This is a genomic window from Streptococcus oralis (assembly GCF_026782085.1).
GTDB lineage: Bacteria > Bacillota > Bacilli > Lactobacillales > Streptococcaceae > Streptococcus > Streptococcus oralis_DA.
On record NZ_JAKUVW010000004.1, the window covers coordinates 967,882 to 986,059 of the forward strand.

Here is an 18,178-nt window from a genome sequence, read left to right on the forward strand (position 1 = left end):
TGATTATTTAATCACTTGTTGCGTTTTAGCATAGTTAGCCTCTACCGCTTCTTTTTCAGATTTCCACCAGTCTTGGTTGTCTGTATACCATTTGATGGTCTCTTTGAGGCCTGCTTCAAAGTTGGTAAACTCTGGCTTCCACCCTAGTTCATCACGAAGCTTGCTAGCATCGATGGCATAGCGAAGGTCGTGACCAGCTCGGTCCGTCACATGGTCATAAGCATCAGCTGGTTGCCCCATTTCCTTGAGAATGAGTTCCAGGACTTCCTTATTGTTCTTCTCACCATCCGCACCAATCAAGTAGGTTTCCCCGATTTGACCTTTGGTTAAAATCGTCCAAACACCTGATGAATGGTCATTGGTGTGAATCCAGTCACGGACATTCTTACCTTCACCATAGAGTTTTGGCTTGATACCACTCAAGATATTGGTGATCTGGCGCGGAATAAACTTCTCGATATGTTGGTAAGGACCATAGTTGTTTGAACAGTTCGAAATAGTCGCTTTAACACCAAATGAGCGCACCCAAGCTTTGACAATCAGATCTGAAGCTGCTTTAGTTGATGAGTAAGGCGAGCTGGGATTGTACTTGGTTTCAGCCGTAAATTTCTCACCTGGACCTTCTCCATGACCTGGCAAATCTTCACGCAGAGGTAGGTCACCATAGACTTCGTCAGTTGACACATGGTGGAAACGAAGGTCGTATTTACGAGCTGCTTCCAAAAGAGTGTAAGTCCCGATGAAGTTGGTGTGGATAAAGGGACTCGGATCATTGAGCGAGTTGTCATTATGGCTTTCTGCCGCATAGTGAACAATGGCATCTGCTTGAGCAGCTAGCTTATCGACCAAGGTTGCATCTGCAATATCTCCAACAACCAACTCAACACGATCACCTAAAATTGCTTCAATATTGGCACGATTACCCGCATAAGTCAGCTTGTCCAGCACTGTCACATGGACATCTGGGAAGTTGTTATAGACATAATGAACAAAGTTAGAACCGATAAAACCAGCCCCACCTGTCACGATGATATTTTTGTATTCAGTCATATTAAATCTTCCTTTGTTAGATAATATTCTATTATAAAGAATATTACAAGAATAATTAAATCAGTCTATTCTATTTAAATTTTAATAGTTCTTCAAACTCATGATAGTCTAATTCCTGTTCTTGCATTTTACTAATTAAAATACGGTTGTCCTCTGAATCTCTATCTCTATCGTAAATTTGATTGTTCGCCTTTCTAATCCGGGCATACTCAAAATAATCCTCTTCTTTAAAGTCATTTAAATAAGGTATAATAAATTTATTCATAATTATGTTCGCGTCATCAAATCCAAACCAATTAGGAACATATTTTTCTAGTATTTTTAATAAAAATTCATTAAATACTTCAATAATTCCTTTTTCTTTACAAATAAAATTGAAGAGTTTAATTTGGTCGGACGATATTCCGTCTAAATCTTCTATATCATCAGCCATAATCATCTCTATATACTCTGGTATATTCTCCTTTGTATACCAGATATAGAGGTAATGATTGATTTCTTTAAATTTTTTCTCTATTCTTTCCTGAACATCTGAGTTTAGATATTGGTAATAGTCTGGATAAAAGTTTAAAAATAAGATAAATTTGTTGATAGGAATATCTAAATCAATAATGTCTTTAATCTTATCTGACTTTAGTTTACCCTCAATAAAATCTTTGAAAAGTTGTTCATCTTGTTCTAAAACTTTGATTATAACGAATAGATTTAAAAAATTATTTTCCAGCTCTTCATTATTCTTTTCAAAAGTCAATGCCCAAACATTTTTAAAGAATTTCTTTTTTAGTGGCATACTCATTCGTGAATAAAAACGATTATAAAAGTAATTATATTCATAATTATTATCTTTACTATCCTCATAAAAATTACGAATATTAAAATGCGATTTTTTTTGTTTAAAAGACTCAAAAACTCGTTCAAGACCACGAGACATAAAATGTGCAGATTTAGTTAGTAAAGTTTCATAAATTTCCTTTATAAATCCAAGTGTCAATTCTCTTGTAGGTTGATAAATTTGTTGTTCTTGATCAAATGACGGATGAGCGCTCAAATTTCTTTTTAATTTCACTGCTTGAATAGTCGACCACAAATTATCATCAACAATTTCGAAATCCGTACTCTCATGCAATTTATCTAATAATAGATTTTCCCATGAACTCTTATCACCAGAAGAATTTATTTTTTTATAAATTTCTTCCAATAGTTGCTTAGCATTTGAATCCTCATATTCATCTCGTAATTCTTCGAGTTTATACGTTAAATCATAAAGTATAACTGTATATAGGACAAGGATAGCGGCACGGTAATTATGATTCTCATAACAACTGATTACTTCACTAAAATAACTTCTAATTTCTAAATTCTCAATCTGATTAATATCGAATAACGAATACTTCATACTTTACAAATCTTCTTTTCTTAGTGGTTTGACATCCTTTAGCAGTGGATGATGTTTATCAGCTTCTGAGACTTCTGCTGCTTCTAGGTTTTCCCACTGGATTCCCAAGGCTGGGTCTGCATAGTTGACAAAGGCATATTTAGGCTTGAGTTCAAGTGCCCAGTAGTCATTGACCAGATAGCTATAAGAAACTGTATCCGAGAGGACTTGGAAACCATTGGCTACGCCACGAGGGACAAAGATTCCCTTACTTGCATCAATCTCGGTCTGATAAACATTTCCAAAAGTCTCACCTTCACGTAGGTCAACCCAAGAACCCAGAACCTTGCCACCATCTGCTACTGAGATGTACTTATCCCAAGGTTCAGCATGGAGGCCTCGGAGAACATTTTTGCGAGAAAAGCTGACGTTGTTTTGCAGTTTTCCTTCAGCAAAGAAGCTTTCAGGAAAACCAAGTGGTAGCATCTTTTCTTTCTGAAAATTTTCCTTAAACCAGCCACGATTGTCACCATGAACCGGAATGTCAAACTCTAACAAACCTGGAATGGCATCAATCTTGTGCACTGCAAGTGTTTTGCCGAAAAAATTATCTGTCATCTAGATTTCTCCAATCAAACGAAGCAAGTATTGCCCGTATTCATTCTTCTTGAGAGGTTGCGCCAACTTCAGCACATCTTCGCGGCTGATATAACCCATTCGGTAGGCAATTTCTTCTAGATTGGCAACCTGAACATTTTGCATCCTTTGAACCGTTTCGATATATTGGGATGCTTCTAACAGACTCTCATGTGTCCCTGTATCCAGCCAGGCAAAACCACGTCCCATAACTTCAACTGACAAATCCCCACGCTTCAAATAAGCATTGTTAACATCTGTGATTTCCAACTCGCCACGAGCACTCGGTTTGATCTGTTTGGCAATCTCCACAACGTCATTGTCATAGAAATAAAGACCTGTCACTGCATAGTTAGAGCGAGGATTCTCTGGTTTTTCTTCTATGGAAATAGCATTCATGTCTGTATCAAACTCGACCACACCAAAACGCTCTGGATCCTTCACTTGGTAGCCAAAAACAGTCGCGCCCTTCTCTTTCTTGGCTGCCTTTTGAAGCATTTTGCTCAAACCAGGTCCATGATAGATATTATCGCCTAAAATCAAGGCAACACTATCATGACCGATAAATTCTTCACCGATAAGAAAAGCCTGAGCAAGTCCGTCGGGACTAGGCTGTTCCGCATAGGAAAGCTTGATCCCAAATTCGGAACCATCCAAGAGCAGGTCCTTAAAACGGGGTAAATCCTGTGGTGTTGAGATGATCAAAATGTCCTTAATCCCTGCCAACATCAAGGTTGACAAAGGATAGTAAATCATGGGTTTATCATAAACTGGCATCAGCTGTTTTGATGCAGCTCGAGTAAGTGGGTACAAGCGCGTTCCTGAACCACCCGCAAGAATAATACCTTTCATAATGAAGTAACCTTTCTAACGAACTGATTAATGAGTAGCTTCAAATTCTTACTTCAATTTAGAAATAGCCGATTTCAGATAATCACCATTTCGAAGCGCTACTCCTACTTGTCTAGCATTAGCTGACAGTTTCATGTAATCTCGATCTGTCAAATCGTCTAGTGACTTTTGGAGGTCATGTAAAGAATCAACTGCTATTCCACACTGTTTGTCCAGTACAAAGTGGGCCAGAGCCGATTCCTTCCACACTACTAGTGGGAAACCTGATGCCAAATAAAGAGAAGCCTTGTGCGAGTTGTTAAAGCGTAGGTAGTTTCCGTAAGAACCTTGACAGGTTTCTGAGCTGTCTCCGTCCCAGACCAAACCAAAACTACCTTCAAGAGCAGCTGGGAGGTCATCTGGCATAAAGGAACCAAAGTAGCTAGTGTTTTTCAATGCACGACTTTCATCATAGCCCACTCCGTACAAGTTATAGGCTGGCTGTTCTGGCAAGTTATAAAGATAACCTGACTTTGCAGGGTTCAAATTTCCAGCAACGATAATAGGCTGATCTTTTTGGAGATTTGGTTTTTCAGCAAAGTTTGGAATCAGATAGTCAAAAATCTCCAAGCTAACCATTTTATCTGCTGGCACTCCTTGACCTACCAGAACTTTCTTCATGATATCGTTATGAACGATAATGCCATCCACTGACATCAAAGCTTTCTTTTCCTGGAAGTAATTTCTCACTTTATGACGGAATTTTACTTCTGAACCTGCTGCATGACGCAAGGTTTCAATATCATGGATCAACAGATAGAATTTTGCTCCTCTTTTTTGCGCCTGCTTGATGAGTTGTGAGATGAAAAATGTATGGTGGATAATAGGGAACTGAATCACCAATTCATCTCCAGCTCCCAACTGATCAAACACAGACTTGGTCGCACGATATTTGTGTTGTTGAGCTTTAAAGAAATTCATCTTATACCAATTCTCAACCTTGAGCTCCAAGCCCTCATAACCCTCTGAGATTAGAATAGCTTCCACGTCATTCCGTGCCTTACTCCCTGCATTCTTTTCGTGTGCATTATGCAGAAATGAATCCTTCAGATAATATTTCACCTTTTCTCCCCTTTATCTGTGAAGTTTCTAGATACTCTCTAGTTCTTCCTCTACCACATCCAATGCACGTTCAACAGTCACATGCATATCATAATATTTATAATCTGCCAAGCGACCACAGAAGATCACGCGTCCATTTTTCTCAGCTTCTGCTAGATACTGCTCATAAATAGCATTGTTTTTGGCATCATTGATTGGATAATAAGGTTCATCTCCTCTTTTCCAATCTGCTGGATATTCACGAGTAATAACGGTCTTGGCCTGAGTCCCAAACTCAAAATGTTTGTGCTCGATGATACGCGTATAAGGTATATCACGTTCAGTATAGTTGACTACAGCATTTCCTTGATAATTTTCTTGGTCCAGAATCTCATGCTCAAAACGGAGACTGCGATACTCTAGTTCACCAAACTTATAGTCAAAGAACTGGTCAATCATCCCTGTGAAGACAAGCTTAGTTGCTGAAGCCTCCAAGTTCTCCCGATTTGCAAAGAAATCGGTATTGAGCTCTACTTCGATTCCTTCCAACAACTTTTCGATGATGACATTGTAACCACCAATTGGAATTCCTTGGTAACGGTCGTTGAAATAATTGTTATCATAGGTCAATCGAACTGGCAAACGCTTGATGATAAAGGGTGGCAGTTCAGTAGCGGAACGTCCCCATTGCTTTTCGGTATAGCCCTTGATTAGCTTTTCATAGACATCCATACCAATCAACTTAATGGCTTGTTCCTCTAAGTTTTTTGGCTCAACATCTTGCATGTGAGTCGTCTGCTCAGCAATCTTGTCCTTTACTTCTTGGGGTGTCTTTGTCCCCCACAAAGCATAGAAAGTATTCATGTTAAAAGGCAGATTGTAAAGATGTCCTTGATAGTTGGCAATAGGAGAATTGATGTAATTGTTAAACTCCGCAAACTGATTGACATAATCCCAGACCTTTTTATTGGATGTATGGAAGATGTGAGCCCCATACTTGTGGACATTGATTCCTTCAACAGATTGGCAATAGATATTCCCACCAATGTGTTCTCGTTTATCAATCACCTTCACTTTCTTGCCACGTTTGTTAGCTTCGTAGGCAAAGATTGCACCTGACAAGCCAGCACCAACGATAAGATAATCGTACATAAAATCTCCTTATTTCTTTAAAACACTTTTTAGTTCTTGAAAATCCAAGACACGTAAGACCAAAACCAAGCCACCGTAGACTAGGAAGCCAAGCAGAGAATAGATCAAGACATTCACAACAGACGAGAAGTGCATGAAAGCTTGTGCAGAATACAGGGCGCCGTACATCAGTAGTGCTGCTAGAAGTATTTTTAGCATAGATGGAAAGATCTTGACCTCTTTTAGATACGAACGTGTAAAGTAGAGTTGGATCAGCCAGACCAAACCTTCAGTCGCAACAGATACAATTGAAGCTCCAATATAACCCAGAGGCGGGATCAAGAGGAGATTCAAGCCCACACTAAAAACAGCTGGAATAGTTGTTGATAGCATAAATTCACGATTCTTATTGTGAGGAATCAAGATTTGAATTCCCATTATATTGGTCCAGCCAATAAAGAACATTCTAAAGACCATGATGGCAATCGCATAGCGAGCATCTTGGAAGTCTTGCCCTAGGAAAAAATTGACAAAATCTTTGTTAACAATTAAAATCCCCGCAATCATCGGGAAGATGACCAAGTTATACACTAAGAAAGACATTTCATGTAACTTGTTAACCGCCTTTTGATTGCCTAATGAGAGAAGATTGGAGACCCGAGGCAACATGACACTACCTAGGGACGTTACCAAGGTTAACAAAATATTCAATAATTTCAAGGCTTGATCATAGATTCCAACATCCTTAGTCGAAGACAAGGCACCTAGCATCGTGCGATCTAGCGTGATGTAGAGTGAAATGGCAATCTGTGGCAGAAACAAGAGAATGACTGGTTTGATATGCTCTTTGGCATAGGCTATATCCAGATGCGGCTTGCGAATGTGTTCCCGAGCAGGAAGCCACATACTCAACTGACCTAGTAGATCATAGGCAACCAAGAGGATGATATACAAGTACAAGTCGGATGGTTTCTTAACAAATAGGAATATCGAAACAACACCTAGAAGTTTGACCATTGTGTTACGAGCTGTGATTTTTTTGAAATCTTCTAACCCTTGAAAAAGCCAAGAAATATCAAAACCACGAGACAGCAAACTAAAGCCAAGTATATAGGCAATTGGATTGTTCATCGACGGTACAAGCAAGCAGACAATGATATACAGAGTAACCGCTAAACAGGTTGAAAGGACTTGTAAACTGTAAATACCCCAGAAGGTCTTTTCAACTTCCTTACGATGGCTAGAAATTTCCTTGGTCCCATAATTCGCTACTCCCAGCGTCGCTAGTAGGATAAAATAAGTCACGATAGAGTTATAGTATCCGTAAGATCCCAAATCATCCGAAGAGAAAACTCGGGTGATATAGGGAGTTGTAATCACTGGTAGGACGATGACAAGTAACTGATAGGACAGATTGTACAAGTAATTTTTTAATACTTTCACAAGGAGTTCCTCGTTGTAGATTTCTTCGATTCAAATTCAATAACTGGCAAGGTTGCAAATAGAGTAAACATAAAAATATTATAAGACGGGCGAACCCAGAAGGCCTCAAACATACAGTTGACTGCTATTAAGGATAAGGCCGTCAATAGCAAATAATTCTTTTTGCGATAAAGAGACCAAGACCTAACTATGTATAACACGACCAATAAGAGAACTGGAATCATACCATAGGTAAAGAGCATCTGAACGTAGGAAGAGTCTACATAGTCGTAGCTCAAAACGGATTCTGTACGCCCCCCATAACCGATAAATGATATGCCCCGAATCCCAAACCACTGCACTGCATATTTTTTTAGTGCCTCATGTCCTAGGTGTAATCTCATACTAAAAAAATTGTTTAGAGCCACATACATTGGATGAGACCAGGTAAATTTAGAAGAGAGATAAATCATTACTGAAGACGCTATACCAGCCGATAAAGGAAGTAAAGCAAAAAGCCGTCGCTGTTTATCATTTCGGAAATAAAAGTACAGAAAAATGAGCGCCATTACAGTAATAGAAGCGGCATTAAGCCTCGCATCGCAATATCGAATAATGAAATAAGCCAGACCAAATCCTAAGGCAGTCCGTAAAATAATGAATTTCTTTCTAAAGATATACGATATAGCTGTATATAGATAAAAACAGTGAGAAGCAAAATCAGTTGGATAAATAAAGCCAAATGAATTTCGAACAACGACTCCCGCAGATCGTGATTGGACAAATTGCAAGTTTGGAATAGCACCAATCACGGCCAAGAGCACTATCAATACAATAAAAAACAAGGCTACAACAGAGTATATTTTAAGTACACTTTCCATCTCAGCCTTGTAAAGAAAGACAAGCAGAAACATATACATCAATGCATTAAGGTTCCCAGTCTTATAGTAAACCATGCCCCCAGCAAAAAGAAGAATTGGTGCAAAGATGAGATAGCTTATAGAGTAGTGATGAATATAAGCAAATCGCATAGCAAGTAAAAGGACCGCAAAAAAAGGAACTAGATTAGGAATATTAGGTAAAACAGGAGCTAACATAGACGTATTGATCATATCTATGGAGACAACCACTATTAAAACTGCTGCAATTAGCAATTTATCACGTTCTAACTTTAACATTTTCTTTTTCCTTTTCTTCTTTCGTCCCTAACTCTTACTTAGGATTTTTTTAACTTTTTAAATTGATAATAGAGCCGCGGATACTTAGTAATTAAAACATAGAGGATCCTACGTTTCTTGCTAACTCTAGCATTCTTCAAGACAAGAGGCAAATAAGGCCTGGTTTCCTCCTGAAGTCTCTTGAATTCTACTGAATCCCCATCCTTAATCATCGTAAAGATAAGAAGACTTCCTGTAAAGAAGCGTGAAATGATAGCTTCTTGGAGTTCTGAACTCTCAGGATAGGTTGCATTCACAACCTCTTTTAAATGATCAATTGCTTCGTAAAACTCGTATTGTTTTGGAGTGAAAGCCGAGGCAGTAATGCTACCAGGTCTATGGTAATAATGGTAAATCGGAAGATGGTACAAGGCCACGGATTGGGCTTGGTTGAGATGCTCACTGATAACATAGAGGTCTTCGTAGATGCGCCCCTTGGGGAAGGGAGCTTTCTCAAGAAGTTCTTTCCGATAGAGTTTCCCACAAGCAGAGACCGTCACAAGGTCTCCATAAAGCATCTCAGTCAGAGCCTTTGCCTTGTCATAGACCTTAACTTGGTCTAAATCAAGCTGATCCAAGTGAAAATTTTGAAAACGATGATAGTGAGCTGTTGGCTCTACTTTGCCACTCACCATATCTGCTTGGGTACGACTTTGTAGCTCTGCTAGCAGTTCCAAGGCGCAGGGTTCCAGATAGTCGTCTGGATCTAGGAAAGTAATCCAGTCACCCTTGGCTTTTAAGACCCCATAGTTCCGAGCATCAGACAAGCCACCGTTGACCTTATGGTAGCTAGTCACCCAATCATATTGCTGGGCATACTGGTCACACAAGTGTCCTGAGCCATCACTCGAGCCGTCATCAATCAAGAGGACTTCCATATCCTTGTAAGTCTGATGTTCCAAACTCTCCATGGCATAATGAAGGTAGTTCTCCACATTGTAAACAGGCACAATTACCGAAATCATATTTTCTTTTCTTTCTCTTACTTAGTTTTACAGTTTAAATCTCAAATGAGCTTCTATCTGGAAGCAGTTGATCCATAGCCTTGATAAAGTCTGTCATCACCTGCTCCTCGTCTTGAATGTTAAATCCATCATTGATACACATAATTTGGTATTTGCCAGAATTTAGTATCTTCCAAAAATCTGGTCCGGCATTATCCAAAGAAAAGAGTCCCCCCAACTTAGGATTTCCGACAGCGTATTGACCACTGGCAATCTGCCAATACTTAAAGAGCCAAACATTGGTATCAGAAGGATTTCTAAAGCGACTAGCCGAGGTTCTTTCCAAGACAGCTTTTTCCTTTTCCCATACCAAGTTCATCGTTGATCTTAGTAGAGGATAGGGCAGATGACTCTCCCAGAAACCACAGATAAACTGACTATTTCTGTATAGTAGCGACTTAACGATACTTTTTAATCCCTGCTTTGGATCAAAGAATTGGCCATTCTTCAAAATTTCATTTCGACTGAAATAGCTAGTGACAATCTCCATGTCATTTATCTGAAAATTCCCCGTTCCATATCGCTCAGGAATAATCGGTGAAAGAGCCGTATTATATTTGGGTAAACCATCCTCTGAGAAAAAATCTGTCGGCTCGACTGGAGCTGTCAAATACATATCGTCATTAAAAAAAACAAAATGCTCAGAGAGTCCGGGGATCCGATGGATATTACTTTCGATAGGATTGGCAGAAAAAACTGGCAGGTAGTCATTGCAGATAATCTCTGTATGATCTACCAATACCAATTTATCACTGTTTAACTCTAACCAGCTTGGCTTTTGCTGGTCGGTCACGAGGTAGACCTTATTAACCCAAGGAGCAAATTTTTCAACTCCTCTAAACCAATATTTAAAGGTCCCCCATTCTCGGTAAGCCTTGACTGAATTCATACTCTGTTTAGAAGTATTAACCGATCCATCATAGCTTGATTTTTTTTCTTGCCACACAGGATCATTCCCATCAACCCAAGTAACAACAAAATCTATTTTATTCATAACTAATCTTTTCTATCTGTTTTATACAACTCCGAAAAGTTCTTGATGTAACTCTCCAAAGAAAACAGCTCTTTTTGTCTCTGATATCCTACTCGCCCAAATTTTTCTCTTTTTTCAGAACTATCTAGTAAGAGAGAAATGGCATTAGAAAGTTCTTGAGGACGATTTGGTTTGACTAAGCAACCACTTTTGTCATCTACTACCATTTCAGCTATTCCCCCATTGTTATAACCAACAACTGGTTTTGAACAAGCCATGGCTTCTAGGACCACTGTAGGTAGGGAATCAGGTTTTATACTTGGTAAGACAAAGATATCAAACATATTATAAAGTTCAGAAGTCTTATCGTAGTAATCAATACGATGAATTTGTGACACAACAGATGAAGAAGCTATTCTCTTATCTAGTTCTTCTAAGCGCCATTCTTCACCAGGAAAAACACCTCCAGCTAGGAAAGCCACCGCTTGCTCATTCTTTTCCAAAAGTGGCTCGACTGCTTCTATGAAATCATTTTGTCCTTTGATAGCATTGACCCGACCAATCATGCCAATCACAAGTGCATCTTGCGCAATGTCAAATTTTTCACGAATAGAAGACGCATCCATTGGATAATAGACAGTATTATCGACACCGTTATAAATCACTTCCACTTGGCTATCTTTGATAAAAGGAGACTGCTTGATATGATTAGCGACCGCTTGGGACACCGTCACAATCTTGTCTGCATATCGTCCCATGAGCATATTGATAAAGTCAGAAATAGCTTTGGGTTTGACGATAATCTCATGAACATGCCAAATCAAAGGCAGCTTGAGCTTGCGTTTCAAATAGATGCCCTCCAAAACAGCCGCTGTATTATTGTGAACCATATCTATACTGTGTTGTCGAGCATAGAGGGCGATTTGCTTAGCATAGAAATTATAAGAGCGAATATAGTCGGCAATGCCTTTAGGATTAAAGTATTTTCTACGTAAAATCGGATAATCCAACACACTGACCTGAGCCCCAACTTGACGCAAGGCCTTGACTAAAACACCATCATTTGGCAGGATGACATGAGCTTCAAATTCTTTGGAATCCAATCCTTTGATCAATTCCAATAAGACCTTATCTGCTCCATACATTTCTGCACCAGCATGCAAGTATAAAATCCGTTTCATTCCCTATCCTTTAAACACTTCTTCATAATCTGACACAATCTTTTCCCATGTGAAAGCTGAGAGGATTCTTTGGCTTGACTTGAAATCCAAGTCAGTTATTGCTGCCTGATCAAATCCTTCTACTTCCTCAATGACACGTGCCAACTCATCTTTTTTCCAATAAATGGCCCCATCTTCACCAACTTCACGGTTAAAGCCAACATCTAGCAACAAATTTAGTTTTGTGGATGCTAGGGCTTCCAGTAAAGAAGGGTTGGTTCCTCCAACCTCATGCCCATGGAAATAGGCAAAGGCGTTTTCACGAATGTACTTGAGTAACTCTTGGTCATAGACAGTACCGACAAATTTGACCCTAGGATCTTTGTCAAAACCAGTATCCCGTAACAACTGGTCGTAAAATTTATTCTGCTCCACATTTGTGATGAGAACAAAGTCCTTTTTGGACTTGGACTTGATAAATTCACGAATCATGGCTTCGTAGTTATTTTCAGGAACAAATCGTCCCACTACTAGATAATAGCCATTTTCGCTAACTCCTTTTTCCTGATACCAATCCCGAACTTTGGTATCTTCTGCTTTCAGGATTGAAGGAGCTGTATCTGTCCCATAGGCAATATAGGTGGTCTTTGGTTGATATTGCTTATAATCCTCTTGGATATATTGTTCAATATTTTTACTGTCACAGACCAATAAATCTGCATGTTTGACCATGAGCTGCTCTGAAAATTTCCAATACTTACGAACTGGAAGGCTCCATTTTGCTCGCAACCATTCATGACCATCAGGATTCACCAGCAAAGAGCCACCAATCGCACGAATTTTTTTCTTAAGTCCAGAAATAAAAGGACCGATGCGACAAGCTAGAATGTAAAAAATGGGAGCTTCGTCCTTGTTTTCCTTAGCCAATTCAATAGCCTTGTTGACCGCTGCAATATCGTAAGCGATGGCGCGGGCCGGGCCGATATTGGGTACATCGATGTTGAAGCAAATGGCTCCATTGTGCTCAAACTGGTCTTCCGTAATGCCAGACTTAGCAGAATTTTCACGCATACAAGCAACATAGTATTGTATGTTGCTGTCTTTTTGATATTCGGTTAATTTTTCAACAAAGGTTTCAAATCCTCCATACTTAGCAGGAATCCCCTTTGAACCAATAATATAAACTGACTGTTTCATTTCTCTCCTAACAGGACTGAAGGGCAGAAATTACTTCGCCCCATCTCTCATAAATACAACTTTAACGGTCTTTAACAATATTTCAATATCTTTCCAAATAGTCCAATCATCAATATAGGCCACATCTAATTTAACAACTTCATTGAAATCCTTGATCTCACTTCGCCCGCTGACTTGCCACAAGCCTGTTATCCCAGGTTTAAAACTCAATCGACGTTTTTGTTCAGGAGTATATTTCTCATACTCATCCACTGTTGGGGGACGGGTTCCGACCAGACTCATATCTCCCATTAAAACATTCCAAAACTGCGGTAACTCATCTAGGCTGGTCTTACGAATAAAGCGACCAATTGGAGTGATACGAGGATCATCATCGACCTTAAACATGCCCCCCTGCATAGTATTTTGCGCCAAAAGTTCTTGTTTCCGCTGCTCAGCATTCACGCACATAGATCTAAATTTATAGAAAGTGAAATGTCGACCATTTTTTCCAATACGCGTTTGAGAAAAAATCGCTGGCCCACCATCTTGTCGAATCATCGGAACCAAAACAATGCTCACCAAACCACAAATAATCAATCCGACAATCGAACCGACAATATCAATGAAACGTTTGGCAATGACATGACTGGTCTTATAAAATTTTGTAGAAAACGTGATAACATTCAGCCCTGCCATCCCACGAATCTTTTTATCACTACCTAGATAGTTATTAAAAGCATTCAGATTAACTGTAACATCAATTCCCAATGTCTCAAAAAGTGAGATAAACTCCCCGATGTCGTACTCTTCACTTGGTAGATTGATAAAGACCTCATCGACAACTTCATGAGTAGCAAAGTCTAAGATATTCTCAGCAGGTACAACGGTTAAGGTTTGATGCCGAAAATCAGGCTGGTCTAAAACACTGACCGCCACCAAATTCCAAAAAATTTCTCCCGACTCTATCAGCCTATCGATGACTTTTTCAACCCTAGAGGTCGCTGTTATCAAGAATATCTTCTTACTCCCCTTGAGATTTGGAAAGATGCTTTTTCTATAGCGTTTAATGCATAGATTCAACAAATACAACAGAATAGAGTGTATAGTCAAAAAATAAATCATTCCTCGTCTAGAGATACTAAAACGATCTTCTAAGAAAAAATTCGAAATACTGATAGCTAGAGCAAAGAACACGATATACTTTGTCGTGTTGATAAACTCTGCTAAATAACCCCTTTTAAAAAAATCATGCCCATAATCACTGATATAAAAAATAAAAAAATGAAGAATGAACAAGATAATAACAGAAGTATTTACAATCTCTGTTTCCTTAACAAAACTAAGTAAATAAGCTAATAAAATGACAAGAAAACTCTGGATTGCCGCCAAAGTAATCTTCAATCCCTTTTCTTCCATAATATCTTCCCTAAACTATTTATTATTTTTTGCCATAATTCCCATAGTTTCCATATGCTCCATAGGAGCCATATTTTTCAACTGAAGTATTGAGTTTATTAAGCACAATTCCTAAGAATGGTTTGCCTGTTTGTTCGAGTTGTTCTTTAGCTTTTTGGACATCACGACGATTTGTTTCACCAGCAGCAGTTACTAAAACAGAAGCGTCACACTTCTGCGTGATAATCGCTGCATCGATAACAACTCCAATCGGAGCAGTATCTACGACAATGTAGTCAAAGTACTTGCGTAAGGTGTCAATCATGGTCGCAAAATTTTCACTTTGTAGCAAAGCTGTAGGGTTTGGGGATACAGAACCCGCTTGAATGACAAACAAATTTTCAACATTGGTTTCACATAAACCTTGTGATAGGTCTGTTGTGCCTGACAAGAACTCTGTTAGGCCTGTAATCTTTTCCCGTGATTTAAAGACACCTGACATGACTGAATTACGGATATCCGCATCAATCAACAGCGTCTTATAGCCCGCACGCGCGAAAGCCCAAGCAATATTGGTAGAAGTTGTTGATTTTCCTTCTCCTGGTTTGACAGACGTAACGGAAATCACTTTCAAGTTATTCCCACTCAATTGAATATTGGTGCGAAGGGCATTGTAGTATTCTTCTGCTTTTCTTGCCAAATCTAATTTTTTTTGTGCAATTTCTAACGTTGGCATTTTTCTCTCCTATTTCAATTTATCCAAATTTGGAACTACTCCCAATAGTGCAATTTGCATCACGTCCTCAATATCTTCTGGACGTTTCACTCGTGTATCCAAGAGCTCAACAAGGAGAACTGTGACAACCATCACAACCGCCCCCGCAAGGAATCCAACCATGGTATTGCGACGAATATTTGGTGAAGATGGCGATGTTGCAGGGCGTGCTTCTTCAAGTGTTGTCACATCCGAAACGCGAGTGACGCTGATGATCTTTTGAGCCGCAACCTCTCTCAAAGAGTTGGCGATACGGCTAGCTTCCTCAGGTGCACGGTCTGTAACAGAAATCGATACAATACGCGTATCCACTGGAACTGTTACCTTGATTTTACTAGCTAGACCTTTTGGAGGGAGTTCTAGTTTCAAATCAGTCGCAACCTTCTCTAAAACGTCTTGCGAGAGAATGATTTCGCGATAGTCTTTTACCAAGTAAGATCCTGCTTGCAAATCTTGGTTAGTCAAGCCAGGCTTATCTCCCTGATTACGATTGACCACATAAATTCTGGTCGTACTCGTAAACTCCGGCTTCACAATAAAACTACTGTAGGCAAATGCTACTATCCCTGTCACGAATGCTACCAAAGCAATTAACAATTTTCGCTTCCAAAGGATTTTAAGTAAGTGAAATACATCGATTTCCATCATATTTTGTTCTTTCATTTTTTCTCCTAAATCAATTGATCCATTATTATTTTTCGGGGATTATCCTTAAAAAGTTCCTTAGCCTTATCTTCACTGTATTTTTTGGCAATGATATCATAGGCTTCCTCCATATGAGGAGGTCTGTGATCCAAGTTGTGCATATCACTTGCTATCACGTGAACCAGATCTCGTTCCAAGAAATACTGGGCTCTCTTTTTCATAAATTTATAAGTTTCTCCGAAGAGTTTTGGTTTCAAAACATGAGAACTATTAATTTGAGTATAACATCCCATATCAATCAGCTCTCGCACGCGATTTTCATTGTTTTCTAAAGCATCGTAACGTTCAATGTGGGCAATGACGGGTGTAATGCCTAACATTAGAATATTACTCAGCCCCTTATGTATATCCCGATAAGCTGTATTCATACTAAACTCAATCAAAGCATAGCGACTATCGTTGAGGGTTGGGATTAATTTCTTTTCCAACTTCTCAACAACATCTGGCGTATAGTAGATTTCTGCCCCATAGGCAATGATTAAGTCATCCGCAACTTCCTTAGCCATTTCTCGCACCTTCAAAAAGTTAGTTGCGATTTTTTCTTCAGGAGTTTCGAACATCCCTTTTCGTCTATGCGAAGTGGAAACAATTGTCCTCACTCCTTGACTATAGGCCTCTCTAAGTAGTTTTTTACTGTCCTCTATTGACTTTGGACCATCATCCACATCGAAAACGATGTGCGAATGGATATCTATCATGCTACTTGCCCTCCATCACATCATTGATAGCAGCTTTGGCGGCAGCCAAGCTACTTTCATCGATTTCCATCATGTAGAGGTTACTATCTGGCATAGCGTATGAAGGAAGATCCGTGCGTCCTGTCCCCTTCAAGTCTTGAGAGTTGACTTTGTAGTTACCGCCACTCTCCAATTGAGTATTGACTAGATCCATCATGGTTTCCAAAGGCATATTGGTCTGAAGAGAATCTTGCAATCCTTGGATGATATTGTCATAGTTCTTCAAAGCTTCGGTTGATGTCAACTTCTGAATAACAGCTACAATAACCTTTTGTTGGTTCCGACCACGGTCACGATCTCCATCTGCTAGAGAGTAGCGCTCACGGACAAAACCAAGAGCCTGCTCAGAGTCTAGATGGACATTCCCAACAGGGAAATGGTACTTGCCATGCAAAGAAGTGAAATCCTGATCATTATAGACATCAACGCCACCTAAAAGGTCAATCAACTTCAAGAAAGAGGTAAAGTTCAAGCGCACATAATAGTTAATATCCACCCCATAGAGTTTTTCCAAGGTATGAATCGACGAGTCCACTCCATAAATCCCAGCGTGGGTCAATTTATCCTTTTGATTATTTCCCCCATCCGCTATCGGAACATAGGAATCTCGAGGCGTTGTAGTCAGAAGGATTTTCTTGGTATCTCGGTTCACAGTCATCAAAATGTTTACATCTGAACGCGAAACGGAACTAATCGGACCATAGGTATCAATACCACTCACATAAATATTGAAAGCTTTATTCTTTGATACCTTTGGTGCCGCTACATCCTTAGTTAATTGTTTTGTATAGATTTTTTTGATTTTTGAAGCATAATCTGGATACTCTGCTTCAATGATATTTTCAAAAACACTATTTAAGACAATTGCTTTCGTTTCGCCAGAAAGCAGACTCTTATAAGCTGCTAGATAAGAAGTACTCTGTTCAACTGTCAAGTCTTTACTCTGTGTCGTCTTAATATCCGCCACCAACTTTTGGATATTATCATTATCTGTTTCAGTCGGACCTGTTACACTATCCAACTGGGTCACATTATTGATTTCACTATCTTTCAAAACGACCACACTCATCGAATACTCTGAGTAGTTTGAGGTCGCATTGATATGATTGGTAAAACCGACAAACTGTTGCAAAGCATAGAGAGAAACGGAGCTAACTACGATAGCAAGTGTCAAAAAGAAAACCGTAAACTTCTCGGCTTTTTTATACACTATCAGGAGGATTGCAATTACAGCAGAAACGAGAATAAGAACCGCCGTAAGGATATTGAGGTATCGAAAAGCTAGGATATTATGTTTGAAAATCAAGAACAACAAAAAACCACTCAATAACAAATAAATGGTTGCTAAAACTATATTAATATTTCGTTTTACATTCCCTAAACGAGCTCTCTTTGAACGTCTACTCATGATAATCCCCTATACACGTTAATAGTTATAAATATTATATCACAATCATGATGGAAATTCCATCCATCCTTGCTATTTT

General features: G+C 39.1%; 17 protein-coding genes. All 17 read right to left on the reverse strand.

Annotated features, from left to right (window positions below):
* Nucleotides 1-3: 3 nt before the first annotated feature.
* Nucleotides 4-1,050 (reverse strand): dTDP-glucose 4,6-dehydratase, encoded by a 1,047-nt coding sequence (gene rfbB, locus MK395_RS06850; protein WP_049501012.1) that lies wholly within the window; start codon nucleotides 1,048-1,050, stop codon nucleotides 4-6.
* Nucleotides 1,051-1,120: 70 nt separating this feature from the next.
* On the reverse strand, nucleotides 1,121-2,446 hold the full coding sequence (locus MK395_RS06855; RefSeq protein WP_268711557.1) for a hypothetical protein: 1,326 nt from the start codon (nucleotides 2,444-2,446) through the stop codon (nucleotides 1,121-1,123).
* 3 nt (nucleotides 2,447-2,449) lie between these two features.
* Entirely contained in the window at nucleotides 2,450-3,043 is a 594-nt protein-coding gene (locus tag MK395_RS06860) for a dTDP-4-dehydrorhamnose 3,5-epimerase family protein (RefSeq protein WP_045617659.1), read from the reverse strand.
* Nucleotides 3,044-3,913 (reverse strand): glucose-1-phosphate thymidylyltransferase RfbA, encoded by an 870-nt coding sequence (rfbA, locus tag MK395_RS06865; protein ID WP_007520644.1) that lies wholly within the window; start codon nucleotides 3,911-3,913, stop codon nucleotides 3,044-3,046.
* 48 nt (nucleotides 3,914-3,961) lie between these two features.
* Nucleotides 3,962-5,014 (reverse strand): hypothetical protein, encoded by a 1,053-nt coding sequence (locus tag MK395_RS06870; RefSeq protein WP_000878648.1) that lies wholly within the window; start codon nucleotides 5,012-5,014, stop codon nucleotides 3,962-3,964.
* A gap of 27 nt (nucleotides 5,015-5,041) precedes the next feature.
* The gene (gene glf, locus MK395_RS06875) at nucleotides 5,042-6,145 is read right to left on the reverse strand and encodes a UDP-galactopyranose mutase (RefSeq protein ID WP_084917701.1); all 1,104 of its coding nucleotides are present in this window, start codon (nucleotides 6,143-6,145) and stop codon (nucleotides 5,042-5,044) included.
* Between the two features lie 9 nt (nucleotides 6,146-6,154).
* Nucleotides 6,155-7,567, reverse strand: a complete 1,413-nt coding sequence (locus MK395_RS06880) for a flippase (protein WP_268711558.1) — start codon at nucleotides 7,565-7,567, stop codon at nucleotides 6,155-6,157.
* On the reverse strand, nucleotides 7,564-8,724 hold the full coding sequence (locus tag MK395_RS06885) for a hypothetical protein (protein ID WP_049501002.1): 1,161 nt from the start codon (nucleotides 8,722-8,724) through the stop codon (nucleotides 7,564-7,566). The genes MK395_RS06880 and MK395_RS06885 overlap by 4 nt, the downstream gene beginning before the upstream one ends.
* Nucleotides 8,725-8,762: 38 nt before the next feature.
* Nucleotides 8,763-9,728: a glycosyltransferase family 2 protein gene (locus MK395_RS06890; RefSeq protein WP_049501000.1), complete on the reverse strand. Its 966-nt coding sequence runs from the start codon at nucleotides 9,726-9,728 to the stop codon at nucleotides 8,763-8,765.
* Nucleotides 9,729-9,762: 34 nt separating this feature from the next.
* On the reverse strand, nucleotides 9,763-10,761 hold the full coding sequence (locus tag MK395_RS06895; protein WP_049500998.1) for a Stealth CR1 domain-containing protein: 999 nt from the start codon (nucleotides 10,759-10,761) through the stop codon (nucleotides 9,763-9,765).
* A gap of 2 nt (nucleotides 10,762-10,763) precedes the next feature.
* Complete coding sequence (locus MK395_RS06900) at nucleotides 10,764-11,921, reverse strand: glycosyltransferase family 4 protein (RefSeq protein ID WP_268711559.1); 1,158 nt, start codon at nucleotides 11,919-11,921, stop codon at nucleotides 10,764-10,766.
* A 3-nt stretch (nucleotides 11,922-11,924) separates the two neighbouring features.
* A complete protein-coding gene (gene cps2T, locus MK395_RS06905) occupies nucleotides 11,925-13,097 on the reverse strand; it encodes a beta 1-4 rhamnosyltransferase Cps2T (protein ID WP_268711560.1) in 1,173 nt (390 codons plus the stop codon).
* Nucleotides 13,098-13,127: 30 nt separating this feature from the next.
* Entirely contained in the window at nucleotides 13,128-14,495 is a 1,368-nt protein-coding gene (locus tag MK395_RS06910; RefSeq protein WP_268711561.1) for a sugar transferase, read from the reverse strand.
* A gap of 22 nt (nucleotides 14,496-14,517) precedes the next feature.
* Entirely contained in the window at nucleotides 14,518-15,210 is a 693-nt protein-coding gene (locus tag MK395_RS06915; protein ID WP_049477790.1) for a tyrosine-protein kinase, read from the reverse strand.
* A 9-nt stretch (nucleotides 15,211-15,219) separates the two neighbouring features.
* Nucleotides 15,220-15,912, reverse strand: a complete 693-nt coding sequence (gene cpsC, locus MK395_RS06920) for a capsular polysaccharide biosynthesis protein CpsC (protein ID WP_000664126.1) — start codon at nucleotides 15,910-15,912, stop codon at nucleotides 15,220-15,222.
* Nucleotides 15,913-15,920: 8 nt separating this feature from the next.
* Nucleotides 15,921-16,652: a capsular polysaccharide biosynthesis protein Cps4B gene (gene cps4B / locus MK395_RS06925; protein ID WP_000565325.1), complete on the reverse strand. Its 732-nt coding sequence runs from the start codon at nucleotides 16,650-16,652 to the stop codon at nucleotides 15,921-15,923.
* 1 nt (nucleotide 16,653) lies between these two features.
* Nucleotides 16,654-18,099, reverse strand: a complete 1,446-nt coding sequence (gene cpsA, locus MK395_RS06930; protein WP_268711562.1) for an LCP family glycopolymer transferase CpsA — start codon at nucleotides 18,097-18,099, stop codon at nucleotides 16,654-16,656.
* Between the last annotated feature and the right edge of the window lie 79 nt (nucleotides 18,100-18,178).